Origin of the sequence: Streptococcus huangxiaojuni, from assembly GCF_040930515.1 — a bacterium.
Classification (GTDB): Bacteria; Bacillota; Bacilli; order Lactobacillales; family Streptococcaceae; genus Streptococcus; species Streptococcus huangxiaojuni.
Window position 1 is genome coordinate 56,688 of record NZ_JBFQEG010000003.1, and the last position, 19,997, is coordinate 76,684.

Here is a 19,997-nt window from a genome sequence, read left to right on the forward strand (position 1 = left end):
TTCAATTACAACAAGATACAAAGGGCGTTTAAAACGCAAAAGGAAAATAGAGGATTGACTGACGAATCGCCAGATTCTAAGTCAAGACATCTTTTTCCCGCAGCGTTTAGCCCGTGTTCAATTACACCAAGATACAAAGGGCGTTCAAGCTCACAGTAAAAATAGGAGCCTGACCGCTGAGTCACTAAAGACTCAAGGGAGGGCTATCTTTTTTGCAAAGAGCTTAGCCCGTGTTCAATTATACAAGATACAAAGGCCGTTTAAAACGCAAAAGGAAAATAGAGGACTGACCGACGAATCGTCAGATTCTAGATCAGGCCATCTTTTTCCCGCAGCGTTTAGGCCGTGTTTAGTTCAGTTCTGCTTTTGCAGCTTCCTTGACCCACCAAATACGCTGGGGGTCAATATCGCTGGGAACTGTACAATCAGCACCAATAAGAGTCCCCTGACGGCCTGCTTGATTTAAAAGCTCTTTTACAGCAGCCTGAATCTCCTCTTTGCTGCCATTATAAAGTAAACCTTCTTTTGTATTATTAAAACCGCCAAGCACTGTTTTTCCGCCAAAGAGCTGACGCCCTTCAGATAAACTGATATTTTCAGAAGTGACCGCCCAATTGAAGACTTGTGCCGGGTAATCCCGATAAATTTCTAAATTATTAGTCGCTCCTTCATAGCCGCAAATATGTAAAATATTAGTTCCGCCAGCCTGATTGGCAGCTTTCAAAACCTGATATTCACTTGGTTTCACAAATTCTGCATAATCATTAGGACTAACCCGCTTGTCCTGAATATTTTGAACACTGAGGTATATACCATCCACTTCTGCCTCTTTAATAATCTTTGTCACTAATTTAGCCAAATCCTGAGCTATGACATCAAGAACCAGCTTGAGGACAGCAGGAGCTTCTTCAAGAAAATCAGCAAAAAGACTGTCTCCCCGACTGACCTGATCTGCTAATTTCCATTTGAGATGTGTTGCCGGTGCAAAAATATTATAGAGCGTTACAATATCCTCAGAAAAGCTCGCTTTAATCTCCTTTATCAGCTGAACTTGCTGACTGAACCAAGGATGATTAGCAGGCAGCGGTTTTATTTCTTTCAGGTCTTTAAAATCTTTCAGTTCTGCCTTAAAAGCTTCATTAGGATAATCAAAGAAACCATCGCTCATTAACTTAATAAAATCCGGCTGAACATCTGCTAGAAACTGACGGTGGCCTGCTAAATTTTTTTGATAGATTTCGGGATCAATCAGACCTTGAGTCCATTCTGTTTCAGTTGTAAAATGATGCCAAAAACCAACTGGTACCTGCTCAACGGTTTGGCCTGCAAAAGCATTCAGGACCCACTCTTTTTTACTGCTCATAGTCTTTTTCCCCATTTCCAATTAAACTTGCCATTATCTTATCACCTTTTTCATCTTCTTGTATAATCTTTATTTCTTATGGTCTGCCATAAACAAAAGTTATAGAGGGATAGTTTTTTTGTATCGGTCCGGCGTTTATTTTTGCAGTGTTATTCTGTTATAATGACATTACGCTTTTATTTGTCAGAAATTGAGGAGGTGAAATCTTTATGAATTTTCAACAATGCCATTATGTTGAAGCCATCGCCAGAACCGGTTCATTCAGTCAAGCGGCTAAAGAACTCTTTGTCTCCCAGCCGAATCTTTCAAGTTCAATTAAAGATTTGGAAACCGAATTAGGGGTCAAGCTTTTTGTACGGTCAAATACCGGAACCCGCCTCACAGAGGCCGGACAGGATTTTCTTAAATACGCTAAGCGGATTATCGGCGAACTGAACTTGCTTGAGGAGCGTTATCACAGCCAATATAAAAAGAGTTTTACAGTTGTTTCCCACCATTATGATTTTCTCTCCCTCCCTCTGATCCGTATTTCAGAACAGTTCGCTGAAAACTATCAAGAATTTCAGCTTATTGAAACAAGCAGCAAAAAGATTCTGGAAAGTGTCGCTGATTTCGCTGCTGATTTGGGAATTATTTTTCTTGATGACGACAACAGACATATTTTGGAGCATGCTTTTTTGCATCAAAATTTGGAATTTACACCTCTGGGAGATTTCCCTACACGCATTTTCCTGAGAAAAGATCACCCCTTAGCCCAACACACAGTAATTTCCGAAGAGGAGCTGAAAGATTACCCGCAGATCCGGTTTCACCAAGACAAGGCAGGTCTTAATTTTGACGAAGACGCCCTTGCAGTAGCCCAAAAACAAAATATTATCTACTGCAGTGACCGAGGCACAATTATGAATTTGCTGTGTGCATCCGATGCATACGCTTCGGGACTGGGCATCGTTAACAGCTTTATCAAAGAACAGATTGTTTTGATTCCCTTAAAAGACAGCCCTCTTCATACTTTAGGCTATATTGTCAATAAAAATAAAAAAGTTTCAGAAATCAGTTTGGCTTTTATCAATGAAATCAAAAAAAGTCTGGTAGGAAAGGATCAAACACGGTAAGCTAATTAGAACAGATAAGGTAAATAATATTGCAAAAAACAGCCGCTTATAAAAAAAGCCATAAAAAAACACTGATAAAGACCGAGTGCAGCGGCTCTTTACCAGTGTCACAGCCTTCAGCTTATCCGTTTTGAATTAGGATACTTCTGTTTCAGCTTTATTATTTATAAGGTTACCGTAAACGTGATGGTATCAGTCTTGTAACTGACAGAGATAGTCCCACGAAATTGTTTGACCAAACTTTCCGCCATAGATAAGCCGATACCATAGCCAGAATTTTGATTGCTGTGGGATTCGTCATCACGGTAGAATCGTTCAAAAAACTTACTGTAATCTGTATTCTTGCCTTTAGCATAAGTGTTGGAAATTTCCAGGCGGCCCTTGCTTAAGCGGCTGCCTTTTTTCAGTCTGACTGAGACGGTTCCGCCCTCATCACAATATTTGTTGGCATTATCGATTAAAAGGGTCACTAGTTCAAATAGTGATTTTTCTTCTGCTTTAACAAAAACATCAGGCTGAATATCCCATTCAAAATGTTTCCCATCTTTAATTATCGGGCCCTTAAAATCGTTAGCAGCTGCTTGAGCTATGGCAGAGAAATCCACATTTGTAAGGACGGCTTCCTCCTGCTCCTCCAGCCGCGCCAGACTGACCAGACCATTAAGCAGACCGGTCAGCCGCTGAACTTGTTCTGCTGTATTTTTAGTCCATTCCGATTCACCATTCATCAGTTCAACAAGCTCATTATTGGCTGCAATCACAGCTAAGGGGGTTTTTAATTCGTGGCTGGCATTAGTGATAAAACGGCGCTGCTTTTCATAGTTGGCTACAAAAGGCCGGATGGCCTTGCCGGAAAAAACCGTGATAACAACAACAAAGAAAAGAAAGCTGGCGGTTCCCATCCAAACAGAAAGCCGAAGAAGCATTCTGTTATCTGCGAATTGATTGGTTGAATCAAGCACAACTAACAGATAGCGCTTGTCCTTCTGCTTTGTCAGCATATAAGAATAAATATGCCCCTGATAGTCAAAGTCGCCCTGATTGTCATTTGACTGGCTGATAGATAGGGCATAAGTTTCAGCTTGTGCATCACTTAAATCAGAGATATTATCAGTATCTATAGAAAGCAGGTCATCATCGCTGATGACAGCACTGAAATAGCGGTACTGGGAGATTGTGTCAAGAGACACCATGTTTTCACCTAATTTTTCTGCCGTTTGAGAAACATTTGGAAAAGAGCCATCATTCTCAGATAAGACCCGCAGCACCTTATTTATTTGGTCCTTAGTTTGCAGATATCTGGCTGAGTTAATAACAGTGACAATCGAAAAGATAACAAATAAAACCACCAGTGAAGCAATTCCGATAAAGCGAAAACGCAATTTGCGAAACATCCTCAACCACCTACATTTCTACTAATTCAAAGACACCGCCTTTATGTGCAATGATAGCAAGATCAGCGCCAACAGCCTGCAGTTTCTGCCGAAGATAAGAGATATAAATATAAACATAGCCACTGTCAACCCCACTGACCTCATCCTTGGGCCAAACATGGCTGAACAGCTGCTGAGTGGATAGACGCTTGCCGGCATTAAGCATAAAATAGGCCAGCATTTTTGCTTCTTTTCCAGCCAGCCGGATAGTATTTTTACTGCTTAATTCATGTTCTTCAACATTTAAAGCTGTGCGGCCCAAACTGACAATCCCTAAATCTGTATCTACCCTGCGTCCCAGCGAGCGCACACGCGCCAGCAGTTCTTTTAAAGAAAAGGGTTTAGTCAGATAATCATCAGCTCCCGCATCCAATCCGTTTACCCGGTCATCAATTTCAGCCATAGCGGTCAGCATAATAATATAGGAACGATTGCCCGACTGTCTGATTTCCTTAACTGCTTCAATCCCAGTTTTAACAGGCATCATAATGTCCAATACCATAACATCGTAAACATTTTTTGCGGCCTGCTCAACGGCTTCTTGTCCGTTAGCAACAGCGTCAACTGTATAACCTTCGCGTTTAAGCGCAGCTGTTAAAACACGGGCAATTTGAACTTCATCTTCTGCAACTAAAATTTTCATATCGGCCCCTCTCACTAATGCAGCATCTGAAACAGTACTACAAACCAATCATTTATCCATCAAAAAATTTAAAATAAAACGGTTTAGCAATCAGCAGCAAAACCTCCAGCCGCACACAAAGTCTTCATCATTTATCTGGGATAATAGGACAACCCCTTTTTAGTCTTAGCTGTAAATCACTTTTTCTATCTGTCATCAGCAGCTTCCCGGAGGCAGCTAAGTCTGACTTTCTTGAATAAGGTCGCGAATGGTCTGCATGGTTAAATCGCAAGATGCCAGCTCATCAGCACATCGCTTAAGCTCTCGAACAATCCGCTTAGGATCTTTGATATCTCGTTTATATTTCATCTGATGTTCTAAGCTGGCCCAAGAATCCATCGCTAAAGTCCGAAGCTGAATTTCAATAAAATAGGAGCCTGGTTTATTGCCCAAGCAATCTTCATAAGGCGTTTCTACTTCAGCGATGATATGATAAGAACGGTAACCGTTAGGTTTTGCATTCTGAATATAGTCTTTTTCAAGGATAATATGGCAGCCGTCCAAACCGCGGATAAGCTCCGCCAATTTATAGATATCATCTACAAACCCGCAGACAAAGCGTAAACCGATACTGTCGTGAATAATCTTTAAGGCGCCTTCTGCCGTTACCGGAAGGTGTTTCCGGGCACACTTTTCCTCCATACTTGCCGCCGATTTGATCCGAGCGGTAAAATGTTCAAAAAGTTTGTGCCCAGATTTTTGCTGTAGCTCTTTATTTTTATCCTCAAGCTGCTGACTGAATTCCTCTAATATAAGAGGCAGATAAGCTTCATATTTGCCGTAAACTGAACTTTTCATAAGCATTCCTTTATAGTTGGTCACCGACTATTATACCATTATCATACCAAAAATTCTTTAAGAAACCTAAAAGCCGGCCGCCTTTATTTAGGCGCCGGCTGACTGACTGTATTTTTTTGCAAAAGTTCTTCAATTAAATATAAAACAAGGTTGGTCAATAAGCTGAAGGCCACGGTCAGCAGTATCCCCCAAAGCAACTTAGGAAAACTTCTGGTGCGCAAGCCATCAAACAAAATAGTGCCTAAGCCGCCAGCATTGATAGTGGCAGCAATCGTGGCCATAGCGATAATCGATGTTGCAGCCAGTCGAATTCCGGCAAAAACAGACGCTTTGGCCAAGGGAAGCTGAATCTTGTAAAAAACCTGCCAGTCGGTCATCCCCATCCCCAGTGCTGCTTCAATAATACTGTCATCCACGGAAAGTAAACCCGCCAAAAAGGTTCTTACCAAGGTATACTGAGCATAAATCACCAAAACAACTATGGCTGTCGTTCTGCCCAAACCAGTCCAGGGAATTAAGAGAGCAAACAGTGCAAAACTGGGAATGGCATAAAGCAGGGAAAGAACATAAACAGAAAAGTTTTGAAGCTGAGGGTAAAAGCGAAGCAAGACAGTTACGGAAGCGGCCAGAAGGAGGGCGAAAAATAAGGCAGAAGCTGTTATCTCAATGTGTTCCAGCAGCCTTGACATCAAAACTTCCGAGGAAGTCTGAAAATAATCAATCATGGCTCTCCTCCCACATTTTTCCTTGCACTTTGGCAGTCGCAATTAATTTCTCTACAAAATCCGTCTGCGGTTTTTGGATGATCTTCTCCGGCTTGTCAAACTGACAGATCTTCCCCTCATCCATTATGACAACACGTGTCCCCAGCTTGAAAGCTTCGTAAATATCATGGGTGATAAAAATAAAGGTTTTATCCTGCAGTTTTTTATGGATTCGCAGCAGTTCATCCTGTAGATCACTTCGAGTAATAGCATCTATCGCACCAAAAGGTTCATCAAAAAGCATCAGATCAGGATCAGCTGCTAAAGCTCTTGCTACACCGATTCGTTGCTGCTGACCACCGGATAATTCACTGGGATATCGCTTGCTGTATTCATCAGACGGCAGCTGCACCAAATCTAAGTGCGACTGCACGGTTTGAGTGATTTGCTCCTTACTCCAACCTAACAGCTTTGGGACGGTGGCGATATTATCAAACACTGTCATATGGGGAAACAGTCCAATCTGCTGCACCACATAGCCGATAGAACGGCGCAGAGCAACAGCGTCCAAAGAGGACAGCTCCTTACCTTCAAAGAAAATCTGACCGCTGCTGGGCTCAAGCAGACGATTAATCATTTTTAGAGTGGTTGTTTTCCCAGAGCCAGAAGTCCCCAAAATGGTAATGAATTCCCCTTCTTGAATTTTTAAATTGATGCTGTCAACAGCCGGTTTCCCATTATAAATCTTACTGACCTCTTTAAATTCAATAATCGTTTTTTCTGTCATAATGTTCCTTTTTACTTGAGACTGTCATAGTATTCTTTTGCAACATCTGTGTATTCTTTGCCTTCAACATCAACCTGAGCATTCAGCTCAGTCACTGTTTCTGTATCAAGAGAAGCAGAGATTTTATTTAATATAGTTTCAATATCTGAATTTTCTTCAAGAATATTGTCACGGACAACAGGAGCCAAATTATAAGGCGGCCAGAACTGTTTATCATCTTCTAAAAGCGTAAACTGGTCAGTATTAACTAACTGGCCTTCAGTTGTGTAAGCCGGAGTAACATCTGCTTCATCGCTTTCTAAAATAGAATATTTCAGGCTGTTGTCGTAAACATTTGATGACTTCCAATTAAAGTCTCCATAAGTTTTTTCCAGTCCCGGAAGCCCGTCATCACGCTGATCAAATTCACCTTGAGAGGCAAAACGCAGCTCTGAAGCATGTTTTTGCAGGTCAGAAATCGTTGCAATCCCCAGCTCCTTAGCCACTGCTGTTCGGATAACCAAACCTTGGCTGTCGTTAGCCTGAGCATAATCCAGCCAAGTTAGATTAAACTGGTCGGCATATTCTTTCTTTACAGTATCATAGACTTTCTGCGGATCAGTCTGCATCTCTTCGCCCAAAATGGTAAGCAGACCGGTTCCGGTGTATTCAGGATATAAATCAATCTCATCATTAACCAAAGAATCATGAATCAGAGAGCTGGAAATATTGGCCACTCTTTCTACATCATAGCCTGCATCTTCTAAAGCAAGAGCATAAATTTCCGAAACAAGCAGGTTTTCGGTAAAATCTTTTGAACCGACACGTATCGTCCCTTCTGAATCAGACCGATTCCTGCCTGCTGCAAAGAAGAAAATCCCGCCAGCAAGGACAATCCCTATTAATACAAGCCCTAAAATAAGTTTCCTATTTTTCATAATGTTCTACTCCTTTAATAGATAAATCAAAAACAAGCATACTGATAAAAGACAGCAAGGCTACTGATCCGCCGCCAATAATCAAAAGATCAAAACGGTACAGACCAAGGCCGGTGAAGATGAGTGTCCCAAGACCTCCTGCTCCGATATAGGTTGCTAAGGTAGCGCTGGCAATAATCTCGACCAAAGCCAGTTTAATGCCGTTTAAAATATGAGGAAGCGCTAAAGGGAAGCTCACCTTTCTCAAGAGCTGACGCTCTGTCATCCCAAGACCTGTCCCAGTCTCCAAGAGGATAGCGGGGACTTCTGAAAAACCGACAATCGTATTAAGCAAAACAGGAGGAATGCCTAAAATAACCAAAGCAATTAAAGCAGGGAGCCTTCCGACACCAATAAAAGGAATCAAAATAAACAGAACTCCTAAGCTGGGAATCACGCGCAGTCCCTGTGTTAAAGCAGTCGCAAACTGTTTCATCGCTGCATTGCGATAGCCTAAGTAACCAAGCGGAACTGCTATCAGAACGACCAGCAGCAGGGAAAATAGGCTTAAGCTCAAATGTTCCCATACATAAGTGAGGTATGTGCTGCTATTTTGACTAAAATAATCCTGAATCTCTTTAATCATCTTTAACCACCCGATGCGCTTCAAGCAAATCTTTTAAATGTTTGGAAAAAATCCGAGTTGCTTTCAATAAAACAGCCTGCTCCTGATCAGATAAGCCGGTCATGGCCCTTTCTTCGTAGTCAGCCAAAGGATCCAGGAGCTGCGCTGCAGCCTTTAAACCCTTTTCTGTCAGCCTGACCAATTTCCTGCGCCTGTCTGCTTTGCTGGGCTCCAAAAAAAGCCAGCCTTTTTTGATATAGTTTTTAATAATAGCCTGAACAACCTGTTTGCTGGAAAAAGTTTTTCTGGCAATCGTTTCCTGACTTAAGCCGTCCTGATTATGGTAAATCCACATAAAAACCAAGAGACTTTTGCTGTTCATTCCGTGCTTGCGGGCGTAATTTTCAAAAAGTGAAAACTGTTCATCTCGCAAACGGGCATACTGCTGTGCCTTAGAGTGAGCCGGCATGGGCTGACCTCACTTTCTTTATGTTTTTTTCAGTATAAATCAGTTTTTTAAAATAGTCAAATTATTTTACTTAAAAACTTTAAAAACTCTCAAAAACGTTTCTCCTCACTTTATCAGCTAAAGATTGCATTTGTGTTAGCAAAGCGTTAGCATTATGTAGAAAAATATGACGCTTTGTAACTATAAAAAAGACCCCCCACCATCTTTGGCTGGGGTCTTAAGACTATTGACAAGGGGAGATAAGACAAATAAGTCTGTTCCCAAATGATATTGCTAATTCTTAAGAAGCTTGAAACTGTGAGTTATAAAGGTCGGCATAGAAACCATCGGCCGACATCAGCTGATCATGATTGCCTTGTTCTATAATATTGCCGTCTTTCATAACTAAAATCAAGTCCGCATTGCGGATAGTTGAAAGGCGATGTGCAATAACAAAGGAAGTCCGGCCTTCCATCAGCTTATCCATCGCTTTTTGAATCAGTTCTTCTGTTCTGGTGTCTACCGATGAGGTTGCTTCATCAAGAATAAGGAGAGGCGCATCTTTGAGTAAGGCACGGGCAATAGTCAAAAGCTGCTTCTGCCCGACTGAAAGACTGACCGAATCATCAAGCAAGGTATCATAGCCCTGCGGTAAAGTCATAATAAAGTGATGAACACCGACAGCTTTAGCAGCTGCAATGACTTGCTCATCTGTGATATTTTCCTGATTGTAAATCAGATTTTCCTTAATGGTTCCTTCAAAGAGCCAAGTGTCCTGCAAAACCATAGCAAAGGCATCATGGACCTCTTCACGCTTCATCTGATTAATAGTGACACCGTCAATTGTGATACTGCCTTTATCAATTTCATAAAATTTCATCAGCAAATTAACAATTGTTGTTTTACCGGCTCCGGTCGGACCGACAATTGCCACCTTCTGCCCTGCTTTAGCCACTGCAGAAAAATCATGAATAATGACCTTATCTTTAGAATAACCAAAGAAAACATCCTTAAAGGCAACATCCCCTTTAATGTGTGTAAGCTGCTTATCTTTAGAGCTTTCATCACTCATTTCATCTTCTGCAAGAAATTCAAAGACACGGCCCATAGCGGCTCTGGCTGACTGCAGCTGAGTAATTGCCTGAGCAATTTGAGATAAGGGTTGTGAAAAGATACGGACATAGGTCATAAAAGCGACGATTGTTCCCATCGTAATATCACCGTTAATGGCCAGGGTTGCACCAACAATACAAACCATAACATAGCCAAAATTCCCGATAAACTGCATCATGGGCATCATAATTCCTGAAAAGAACTGTGATTTCCACATACTGGTATACAAATCCTGATTCAGCTCATTAAAAGCATTTTTTGCCTGTTCCACAGCACTGTAACTCGTAACCACATTGTGGCCAGTATAGATCTCCTCAACATAGCCGTTGACTTTAGCCAGGTTGTTTTGCTGACGGGTAAAGAAGGGCTGGGTTTTGCCCATAATAAAGACAACAAGAACAAAGCCGATTAGGACTGATCCGATTGCTGTCGCAGCCATAGTGCCATTTGTTCTTATCATCATAAAAATTGATCCGCATAAAAGCACCACAGCAGACACAAGCGAAACTAGACTTTGGTTAAGAGACTGAGTCATCAAGTCGACATCGTTGGTTACTCGCGACAGCGTATCTCCCTGAGGATGGCTGTCGAAATAACGTAAGGGCAGAACATTAATCTTATCAGCAATCGCATTGCGCATCTTCTGAGAAAATTTCTGAATAATAGTGGTTACAATAAAGCTTGCCGAATAAGAAATCACAGCACCGCCCCCGTACATAAGGGCCAAAGTCATAGAGATCCCTGCAATTTTAGTCAAATCGAGCTGGCCGGCCAAGCCTGCAGTAATTGTATCAGTAATCTCTTTGAGTCTGTCGGGGCCAATAACAGTAATTCCGCTCGAAACAACTGTAAAGGCAATGGCCAGCAGAAAAGCTAGACGGTAGCTTTTGGTATAGGGGGCCATCTGGCTTAATAAAGAGGGTTTTTTCTTACTTACCATTTTCTAATTCCTCCTTAGACAGTTGTGAATAGGCAATCTCCTGATAGACTTTATTGTCAGCCAGCAACTCCTTATGAGTACCCTGACCGACAACCTTGCCTTCATCCAGCACCAAGATTTGGTCAGCGTCCATAATTGTCGAAATCCGCTGAGCAACAATCAGTTTAGTCATCTGTGTGGTTTGCTTAGCCAGATTTTCCCGCAGAATACGGTCAGTCTTATAATCCAATGCCGAGAAAGAATCATCAAAAATTAAGATTTCCGGTTTGCGTGCTAAAGCACGGGCAATCGCCAAACGCTGTTTCTGACCGCCTGAAAAATTAGTTCCCCCTTGAGCCACTTCTGTATCCAGTCCTTTTTCTTTACTGGCAACAAAATCTTTAGCCTGAGCTAATTCCAGCGCTTCCCAAATCCTGGTATCATCGAGCGGAGACTGACTGCTGCGCCCTAATTCCATGTTAGAGCGTATTGTTCCGCTAAAAAGTACGGCTCTCTGCGGAATGTAGCCAACTTTAGCATTTAAATCATCATGACTGTAGTCACGAACATCAATCCCATCAACTAAAATACTGCCGGCAGTAACATCATAAAAGCGCGGAAGCAGGTTGACTAAAGTTGATTTGCCGGATCCTGTTGAGCCTATAAAAGCAACTGTCTGGCCTGCCTCTGCCTCGAAGCTGACATGCTCAATAACAGCCTCGGATTCTTCAGCATAGCGAAAAGAGACATCATTAAAGACAACAGAACCGGTCTGATCGCTTGACTGACTGGTTTTTTCCTTAAAGGAAACACTTGAATCCAAAGCCAGAACTTCATTGATACGGCCCGCAGAAACAAGAGCCCGCGGCAAAATAATAAAGATAGCTACCATCATCATAAAGCCCATAACCACCTGCATGGCGTAGGACGAGAAGACCACCATGTCACTAAAAACAGCGACACGATCTCTCACAGCAGCTGTTGCCTGACTCATATCAGTTGCTGACACCTTGATGTCATTAATCAAATAAGCACCAATCCAGTAGATAACCAAGGTCAAACCGCTTGAAACCAGTGTCATCACAGGATTCATAAGCGCCATCAGCCGATGAACAAACAGATTGAGCTTGGTCAGCCTGTTGTTTTCTTTTGTAAATTTAGCATCTTGGTAACTTTCGGCATTGTAGGCACGCACCACCCGTATCCCCGAAAGAATCTCTCTGGTCGTGCTGTTTAAAGCATCGGTTAAAGACTGAATTCGGCTCATTCGAGGAAAAGCCACAAAAAGCATCACTGACAGTAAAATCAGAACTATACCGACAGCTCCGGCGACAGACCAAGTCCACTCCGAGCTCTTCCCCCAAATTTTAGTCAGAGCCCATACAGCCATAATCGGGCCCCGAGTAACAACCTGCATTCCCATCGTAATAAGTATCTGCAGCTGGGTAAGGTCATTGGTTGTCCGAGTTAACAGACTGGGGATGGAAAATTTCTTAATTTCAGCATCTGAATAATCCATAACCTGATTAAAAATCTCAGCCCGCAGACGGGTTGTAAAACTGGCTGCTGTCCGCGCTGCCAGAAAACCGACCACTACTGCACTTAGAAAGCTGGAAAAGGACAAAAGAAGCATCTTAGATCCCGGATCCATAATATCAGAAACGGTTGTCCCTTCTGTCTGCAGCAGAGTCGTAATTTCTGACATATAAGATGGTGTTTTTAAATCCATCCAGACAGCTAAACAAATAAATACTGTACTGAGGAGAACCATTCCCCACTCTTTAGTATTTAAACGCTTGAAAATCGTTAACATCACACACTCCTCAACATAAGATACAAAGGCCGTTTAAAAATCCGTATGAAAATAGGGGATGGCAAGTGATGCTAGCATCACGCTGACAGCCATCTTTTTCACTAGGATTTTAGGCCGTGTTCAATTCATAAGATACAAAGCCCGTTTAAAGAGCAAAGCAAAAATAGGAGCCTGACCGCTGAGTCACTAAAGACTCAAGGGAGGGCTATCTTTTTTGCACAGCTCTTAGGGCGTGTTCAATTCATAAGATACAAAGCCCGTTTAAAGAGCAAAGCAAAAATAGGAGCCTGACCGATGAGTCCCTAAAGACTCAAGGGAGGGCTATACTCACAGAGCGGCCACATTCGTACGTCAGCTTGCGCCTCCTACGACTGCGTCTCTTTTTTGCACAGCTCTTAGGGCGTGTTCAATTCAATAAGATACAAAGCCTGTGAAAAAATCCGTATGAAAATGACGGTAAGTCCGAAATCTCTGATTTCGCAGACGCCCCCCTGCCAGAACGACTAGAAGGGTGCGGCAGGCTGTAAAGACTGCAAAGCCTTCAGACGTTTACGGCTGACGGTAAGTCCGAAATCTCTGATTTCGCAGACGCCCCCCTGCCAGAACGGCTAGGGAGTGGGACAGAACCCCAGACCACAAAGTTCGTTATCCCACCCCCGCAAAGCCTAGTAGGCCATTTAAAGCTTTGAAAAAGCGATAAAGTGCCACTAGGCGACTAGCGTCTTGCACATAAGACTATAACAAACATTAGGACCTATTTTTAAAATCGTCTCTCAGACGTTTACAGCTGGGTAAACAGTAAGGCAGAACTTCAGTCTACACAGCTTTTCCTTTGTAGCGCTCAATGTTGGTCTGCAGCTGCAGGCTGACTTTTTTTACTGTCTGAAAATCCTCAAAGGCAATATCTTTAAACAAATAATCTCTCATATCCTGATGAAATTGCTCCAGCGGCTCCAGCTTAAGACGGCCGGCATCCGTCAGTGCAATACGCTTCCGTCTTTTATCAGTCTGTGATAAAGAGGCTGTTATAAACCCATTTTTTTCCATCCGTTTAATTAGATTACTGCAGACCGATTTTGAAATTTTTAAAAACTTTTCAATATCCTTTATAAAAATTTCATCATTCTGATGTTTCCCCAGAAAAAGCAGAACGTGCCCTTGAGGGCCGGCCAAATGTTCGATGCCATTTTTTTTAGCTAATTCATCGGCAAGCTGCTCAATTTGGTTTACCAGATTTTTCAAATCAGCTATCGCTTCAACCATCCTTACTCCCTTTCTATTTGTTTCCATGAGAACTATTATAGTTTTCAAGAAAAGAAATGTCAAGAAAAAAACTCTTTAATCATAACAAAGCAAAAGCCCTGCAGCATAAGGGAAATTACTAGTGCATTCCCTTATGGTGCGGGGCAGAAATGTATCTGAATATTTGAGCGACTTAGACAACACCTTGTGCTGACATCGCTTGTGCTACTTTAAGGAAGCCTGCGATATTGGCTCCCAGAACAAGATTGCCTTCTTCACCAAATTCTTTTGCTGCTGCTGCTGAATTTGTATAGATATCCTTCATAATTTGGTAAAGTTTGCCGTCTACTTCTTCAAAAGTCCAAGGTGTCCGCTGACTGTTTTGAGCCATTTCCAAGGCTGACACTGCAACACCGCCGGCATTTGCTGCCTTAGCTGGGCCGAAGGATACACCTGCTTCATGGAAAATTTCAATAGCTTCCAAAGTTGATGGCATATTTGCCCCTTCTGTAACTGCAATAACACCATTTGCAACCAAAGCTTTGGCGTCTGCCGCATTTAACTCATTTTGTGTTGCACACGGAAAGGCCAAATCCGCTTTAATAGTCCAAATAGAATCGCCGCCGGCAGGGGTAAAGACTGCATTCGGATGGTGCTCAGTGTATTTAACAATACGGGCACGCTCAACTTCTTTCAGCTGTTTTAAGGTTTCCAGATTGATTCCTTCTTTATCATACACATATCCTGATGAATCTGAAACAGCAACAACTTTTGCACCCAATGCATGCAGCTTTTCTGTCGCATAAATCGCAACATTCCCTGAGCCTGAAACAATTGCTGTTTTACCAGCAAAGCCTTCGCCGCGGGCTTTAAGCATTTGTTCGGCAAAGTAAACTGCACCGTAACCGGTAGCTTCTGTACGAGCCAGAGAACCGCCATACGTTAGACCTTTTCCTGTCAGCACACCGTTTTTGTAACCGTTCAAACGTTTATACTGTCCGAACAAATAGCCAATCTCACGGCCGCCGACACCGATATCACCAGCTGGAACGTCAATATCCGGACCGATATATTTCTGCAGTTCGGTCATAAAACTTTGGGTGAAACGCATAACTTCATTATCTGATTTCCCTTTGGGATCAAAATTTGACCCCCCTTTACCGCCGCCAATCGGAAGTCCAGTCAAAGAATTTTTGAAAATCTGCTCAAAGCCAAGGAACTTAATAATGGATTGATTCACAGAAGGATGGAAACGCAGCCCGCCCTTATAAGGACCGATAGCTGATGAAAACTGAACACGATAACCACGGTTCACCTGAACCTGTCCTCGGTCGTCAACCCAAGGCACTCGGAAAGAAAGGACACGTTCCGGTTCTACCAGGCGCTCAAGGATATTTTCTTCAATATATTCAGGATATTTATCGAAAACTGGTATTAACGAATCAAAAACTTCTTCTACCGCTTGAAGAAACTCTGCTTCATGACTATTCTGAGCCTTAACTTTCTCAAAAACAGCTGTAACATATTCTTTTCCTGTTGTCATAGATACTTCCTCCGAAATTTGAGATTTTATATTACGTAAAGTAGTATAAATTTTCTGAATATTTTTGTCAAGCTTTTTCCTCAATTTTTTCGAAAAAAATTGTTTTTCATGTTAGAAAACATGACATAAACTTTTGTGTTTTCTTCTTTTCATAAAGCAAAAGCCTTGATTAGCGGCTTTACACTACCTCTCAAAGCTAACATTTTTGACTTTTAGCAGCTTTACAGCTATAATAGGGTAGATAATACAGCCGTAGAGGTCTGAGAGACGATTTTAAAAATAGGCCCTAATATTTGTTATGGTGTTATGTGCAAGACGCTAGTCGTCTAGTGGCACTTTATCGCTTTTTCAAAGCTTTAAATGGCCTACTAGGCTTTGCGGGGGTGGGACAACGAACTTGTGGTCTGGGGTTCTGTCCCACTCCCTAGCCGTTCTGGCAGGGGGGCGTCTGCGAAATCAGAGATTTCGGACTTACCGTCAGCCGTAAACGTCTGAAGGCTTTGCAGTCTTTACAGCCTGCCGCACCCTTCTAGTCGTTCTGGCAGGGGGGCGTCTGCGAAATCAGAGATTTCGGACTTACCGTCATTTTCATACGGATTTTTTTTACGGGCTTTGTATCTTATTGAATTGAACACGCCCTAAGAGCTGTGCAAAAAAGAGACGCAGTCGTAGGAGGCGCAAGCTGACGTACGAATGTGGCTGCTCTGTGAGTATAGCCCTCCCTTGAGTCTTTAGTGACTCATCGGTCAGGCTCCTATTTTTGCTTTGCTCTTTAAACGGCCTTTGTATCTTATGAATTGAACACGGCCTAAAATCCTAGTGAAAAAGATGGCTGTCAGCGTGATGCCTGCATCACTTGCCATCCCCTATTTTCATACGGATTTTTAAACGGCCTTTGTATCTTATGTTGAGGAGTGTGTGATGAAGTGGTTTCCTCTGATTGCTGGTATTTTAGCAATTTTGTTTGGTTTTTATCTTTTTGCTAATCCGTTAGTTACAGTGGCTAGTCTTGGATGGTTTTTAGCATTAATTGTCTTTGCTTCTGGCGTAACAAATCTGCTGTCTTATTTATCTGGCAGTAAAGACAGCCGCTCTTTTTGGAAATTGCTGCAGAGTATTCTATCAATTGTTTTTGGCTTGATTCTATTAGGCAGTTCGGCATTCTCACTGTCTGGTGCTGTCATCACTATTTTAGCTTATTGGGTGCTTTTAAGCGGTATTTTTCGGTTGGCAGCCGGCATTCAGCTACGCAGAGCCGGAGCACTAGACAGCAATCAGCTGCTGTTCTCTGCTATCTTCACGATTGCTCTCGGGCTCATTCTTTTAGGGCAGCCTATTTTTATTTTGACAGCCGCACTGATTGGCAGGTTTATTGCGGTTCTGTTTATGGCAATCGGGATTCAAGCTATCTACACTTTTATTCAGATCCATTAATTTTTTCATCCACTGATGTCGGTCTTGAAAACTTACATTCAACATTTAAAAAGCTCTGGTTTCTATATGAAAACAGAGCTTTTTGATACTTATAGTTTCAGAGCAGAGCACTAAAGGTAGAAGAAACTGGCAATACCTACCATAAGCGGGATAGAGACAAGGGATAAGACAGTTGTTAAAAGGACTAGGCGTGACCCATATTCATAATCACCGCCATAAACTTGACTGAGCAGGGCTGTGTTCATTGCTGCCGGAGATATGGCAGCTATTGTCAAAGCCAGTTTGACAGCGGAAGAATGAAGCGGTAAGAGCCAAATAAGCAAAATACTGATAAACGATGTCAGAAAAAGACGTAAAAATGCAGTATAGTATGCCGGACGGTAAAGAAAAATCTCTTTAAAAGTTGTCTTATAAAAATAAGAACCCAAGACCAAAGTTGACAGCGGAGTATTCAACAGAGCAAAGGTATCAATGGCATCGACCAAAACACCTGGCAGTCTAAAGGGCAAAAGGAAACAAAACAAACCGACTGCGGTTGCAATCGTAGCCGGATTGATAAAAACAGCCCGCAGGTTAACCACTGATTGTTTTTGCGAAATCAAATAAATACCGTAAGTCCACTGCATAATCTGATTGGCTACCACAAATCCTGAAATAAAGAAGACCGCTTCTTTACCGCCCACAGCTAAGGCCAATGGAGTTCCCATAAAACCGACATTTGCGAAAAGAACAGCATACTTGTCTGTATTTCTGTTCTTGGGCAGCAGAAAAGACAGTAGAAAAATCCGTGACACAATAATCAGAAAGGCAGACGCCATCACAGCAAGAAGCAGCAGCAATTTCTCCCAAGAAAAAGTCTGACTGATAAAAGAAGAAATAAAGAGGCTGGGTGCAACAAATCTGGTTAATAGTTTAGACAGCTCTAACGTTATTTCTTTGGTAAAAATCTGCTGATAAGCCATAAAAAGACCTGCTCCCATCAGTAAAAATAAGACAAGTAATTTTTCAAATATCAAAGCAACAATAGTCACATCCCACCTCCCAATAACAAGATACAAAGCCCGTGAAAAACGCAAAGTAAAAATAGGAGACTGACTGACGAATCGCCAGATTCTAAGTCAGGACATCTTTTTTACGCAGCGTTTAGGCCGTGTTCAGTTCCACCAAGATACAAAGCCCGTGAAAAAATCCGTATTCCCTGACTTTGAGACCGTACGCCACTTCTATTATAACACAGCAAAAACAAGTTAAAAAGCAGACTCACCGTCGAAATTTCAGACAGTGAACCTGCTTTTGCCACCTTTTAGACTTGTGTCTTAGCAAATTGGCTCATATAAAGATCATAGTAAAAACCTTTAGCAGCAAGGAGACTTTCATGGTTGCCCTGCTCGATAATTTGACCGTCATTAAGGACAAGAATTTTATCCGCTTCTTGTATAGTGGATAACCGATGGGCGATAACAAAGCTTGTTCGCCCTTCCATTAGTTTGCTCATCGCTTTTTGAATCAGCAGTTCCAGACGCGTATCCACTGAAGAGGTGGCTTCATCCAGAATCAAAATTTTAGGATCAGCCAAAAGGGCACGAGCAATTGTTAAAAGCTGTTTTTGCCCAAGAGACACATTGCTGGACTCCTGATTCATTTCCATGTTATAGCCGCCGGGCAGTGTCCGGATAAAGTGATCAACATTGGCAGCTTTTGCAGCCGCTACAATTTCGTCATCTGTTGCCTGCAGCTGGCCAAAACGAAGATTTTCTTTAACCGTCCCTTCATAAAGCCAAGCATCCTGAAGAACCATACCAAACTGTCTGCGGTATTCCTGACGGGAAAGATGGCGAATATCGTGTCCATCTATAGTGATAGCTCCTTCTGTGACATCGTAAAAACGCATTAGCAAATTAATCAGGGTCGTCTTTCCAGCACCTGTCGGACCGACAATAGCAACCATTTCTCCCGGCTGGACATCGAGGTTAAAATGACGAATTAAGGGCCTATCAACAGTATACTGAAAAGAAACATCACGAAAACTGACCTGGCCTGTCAGGTCATGACTGAGCGTTTCAGTCACCTCATTGACCTCGTTTGTTTCATCTAAGACTTCAAAAATCCTCTCCAGCGATGATTTAGCACTTTGAAGGATACTTGCCAGCTGGGTAATTGTTTGAACTGGCTGACTGATTTGCCAAGTATACTGCACAAAAGCCTGCATGTTCCCAATTGTTAGTGTTCCGGACAGGACTTGAAGAGCGCCGATAAAAGCAATAATTAAATAAGCCATATCGGAAATAGCATGCAGAACGGGCATCATGACACCCGAAATAAAACTGGCTTTAAAGCCGACATCACGGAGATTTTCAGTAATTTCACGGAATTCTTCAGCAGAAACCTCTTCACGGCCGTACAGTTTAATCACATTAAAGCCGGTCAGATTTTCCTGAACAAAGCCATTCATATCACCCAGAGCATCAGCCTGTCTTTTGAAATAAGGCTGCGATTTCTGCAAAATAAAGCGGGCACTGAAATAAGTCAGCGGAACACAGGCAATAACAACCAGTGCTAAACTGAAATTCAGATACAAAACCATGACAATAACCAAAACGATGGTCAAAAATGCATTCACAATCTGCAAAAAGCTTTGCTGCAATGCGTTGGAAACCACTTCCACATCGCTGGTAAAACGCCCCAGCATATCGCCGAATTGATGCTTATCAAAGTAAGATACCGGAATCTTATTGATTTTTTCACTCAAATCATCCCGCAAATCACGGACAGACCGCTGTACCGCATTTGTCATAAAAAAGTTAGAGCCATAGGTTCCGACTTCGTAAAAAAGACCGCGGATAAAATAAATAACCAATACTCCAAAGATATAAGCAGTGTTAATCTGAGCACCGCTGACTCCTTTGGCCATATCCAAAAGATTGGCAGTTAATTCTGTAATAATAAGACCTAAAATGACTGGCTCCAGAACGTTCATAACACTGCTCAAAACTTTTAAGAAAATCGCAAGAAAAAGCGAGCCTTTGTAGTTTCTTAAATACGTCCACAGACGTAAGAAAACACTTTCTTTATGCATGACTTC

The 19,997-nt window shown here is 42.2% G+C and carries 17 protein-coding genes; 2 read left to right on the top strand and 15 right to left on the bottom strand.

Annotation, left to right across the window (positions count from 1 at the left end; genetic code table 11):
• Nucleotides 1-349: 349 nt before the first annotated feature.
• A complete protein-coding gene (locus AB3329_RS02965) occupies nucleotides 350-1,363 on the bottom strand; it encodes a uroporphyrinogen decarboxylase family protein (RefSeq protein WP_368394259.1) in 1,014 nt (337 codons plus the stop codon).
• Nucleotides 1,364-1,572: 209 nt separating this feature from the next.
• Between AB3329_RS02965 and AB3329_RS02970 the strand changes: the two genes are divergently transcribed.
• Nucleotides 1,573-2,478, top strand: a complete 906-nt coding sequence (locus tag AB3329_RS02970; RefSeq protein ID WP_368394260.1) for a LysR family transcriptional regulator — start codon at nucleotides 1,573-1,575, stop codon at nucleotides 2,476-2,478.
• A 164-nt stretch (nucleotides 2,479-2,642) separates the two neighbouring features.
• Here the strand turns inward: AB3329_RS02970 and AB3329_RS02975 are convergent, their stop codons facing one another.
• The 12 genes from AB3329_RS02975 to gdhA all read right to left on the bottom strand — a co-directional run bounded on the left by AB3329_RS02975 (nucleotide 2,643) and on the right by gdhA (nucleotide 15,481).
• Nucleotides 2,643-3,872 (bottom strand): sensor histidine kinase, encoded by a 1,230-nt coding sequence (locus AB3329_RS02975; protein ID WP_368394261.1) that lies wholly within the window; start codon nucleotides 3,870-3,872, stop codon nucleotides 2,643-2,645.
• A gap of 10 nt (nucleotides 3,873-3,882) precedes the next feature.
• Entirely contained in the window at nucleotides 3,883-4,554 is a 672-nt protein-coding gene (locus AB3329_RS02980; RefSeq protein WP_368394262.1) for a response regulator transcription factor, read from the bottom strand.
• Nucleotides 4,555-4,770: 216 nt separating this feature from the next.
• The gene (locus AB3329_RS02985) at nucleotides 4,771-5,391 is read right to left on the bottom strand and encodes a GTP pyrophosphokinase (RefSeq protein WP_368394263.1); all 621 of its coding nucleotides are present in this window, start codon (nucleotides 5,389-5,391) and stop codon (nucleotides 4,771-4,773) included.
• 83 nt (nucleotides 5,392-5,474) lie between these two features.
• The gene (locus AB3329_RS02990; protein ID WP_368394264.1) at nucleotides 5,475-6,116 is read right to left on the bottom strand and encodes an ABC transporter permease; all 642 of its coding nucleotides are present in this window, start codon (nucleotides 6,114-6,116) and stop codon (nucleotides 5,475-5,477) included.
• Nucleotides 6,109-6,882, bottom strand: coding sequence for an ABC transporter ATP-binding protein (locus tag AB3329_RS02995; RefSeq protein WP_368394265.1), 774 nt, complete (start codon nucleotides 6,880-6,882; stop codon nucleotides 6,109-6,111). Before AB3329_RS02995 ends, AB3329_RS02990 begins: the two co-directional genes overlap by 8 nt.
• A gap of 11 nt (nucleotides 6,883-6,893) precedes the next feature.
• Nucleotides 6,894-7,799, bottom strand: a complete 906-nt coding sequence (locus AB3329_RS03000; protein ID WP_368394266.1) for a glycine betaine ABC transporter substrate-binding protein — start codon at nucleotides 7,797-7,799, stop codon at nucleotides 6,894-6,896.
• The gene (locus AB3329_RS03005; protein ID WP_368394267.1) at nucleotides 7,789-8,424 is read right to left on the bottom strand and encodes an ABC transporter permease; all 636 of its coding nucleotides are present in this window, start codon (nucleotides 8,422-8,424) and stop codon (nucleotides 7,789-7,791) included. The genes AB3329_RS03000 and AB3329_RS03005 overlap by 11 nt, the downstream gene beginning before the upstream one ends.
• Nucleotides 8,417-8,872 carry a MarR family winged helix-turn-helix transcriptional regulator gene (locus AB3329_RS03010; RefSeq protein WP_368394268.1) on the bottom strand — a complete coding sequence of 152 codons (456 nt, stop codon included), beginning with the start codon at nucleotides 8,870-8,872 and terminating at the stop codon, nucleotides 8,417-8,419. The genes AB3329_RS03005 and AB3329_RS03010 overlap by 8 nt, the downstream gene beginning before the upstream one ends.
• Before the next feature lie 280 nt (nucleotides 8,873-9,152).
• Entirely contained in the window at nucleotides 9,153-10,904 is a 1,752-nt protein-coding gene (locus AB3329_RS03015) for an ABC transporter ATP-binding protein (RefSeq protein ID WP_368394269.1), read from the bottom strand.
• Complete coding sequence (locus tag AB3329_RS03020) at nucleotides 10,894-12,696, bottom strand: ABC transporter ATP-binding protein (RefSeq protein WP_368394271.1); 1,803 nt, start codon at nucleotides 12,694-12,696, stop codon at nucleotides 10,894-10,896. The genes AB3329_RS03015 and AB3329_RS03020 overlap by 11 nt, the downstream gene beginning before the upstream one ends.
• An 816-nt stretch (nucleotides 12,697-13,512) precedes the next feature.
• Complete coding sequence (locus AB3329_RS03025) at nucleotides 13,513-13,959, bottom strand: MarR family winged helix-turn-helix transcriptional regulator (protein ID WP_368394272.1); 447 nt, start codon at nucleotides 13,957-13,959, stop codon at nucleotides 13,513-13,515.
• Between the two features lie 172 nt (nucleotides 13,960-14,131).
• Entirely contained in the window at nucleotides 14,132-15,481 is a 1,350-nt protein-coding gene (gene gdhA / locus AB3329_RS03030; RefSeq protein WP_368394273.1) for an NADP-specific glutamate dehydrogenase, read from the bottom strand.
• Between the two features lie 921 nt (nucleotides 15,482-16,402).
• On the opposite strand from gdhA, the gene AB3329_RS03035 reads away from it, so the two are divergent.
• Complete coding sequence (locus AB3329_RS03035) at nucleotides 16,403-16,915, top strand: HdeD family acid-resistance protein (protein ID WP_368394376.1); 513 nt, start codon at nucleotides 16,403-16,405, stop codon at nucleotides 16,913-16,915.
• 110 nt (nucleotides 16,916-17,025) lie between these two features.
• On the opposite strand, the gene AB3329_RS03040 is transcribed toward AB3329_RS03035, so the two are convergent.
• Both AB3329_RS03040 and AB3329_RS03045 read right to left on the bottom strand, forming a co-directional pair.
• Nucleotides 17,026-17,946: an AEC family transporter gene (locus AB3329_RS03040; RefSeq protein WP_368394274.1), complete on the bottom strand. Its 921-nt coding sequence runs from the start codon at nucleotides 17,944-17,946 to the stop codon at nucleotides 17,026-17,028.
• Between the two features lie 272 nt (nucleotides 17,947-18,218).
• A complete protein-coding gene (locus AB3329_RS03045; protein WP_368394275.1) occupies nucleotides 18,219-19,991 on the bottom strand; it encodes an ABC transporter ATP-binding protein in 1,773 nt (590 codons plus the stop codon).
• Between the last annotated feature and the right edge of the window lie 6 nt (nucleotides 19,992-19,997).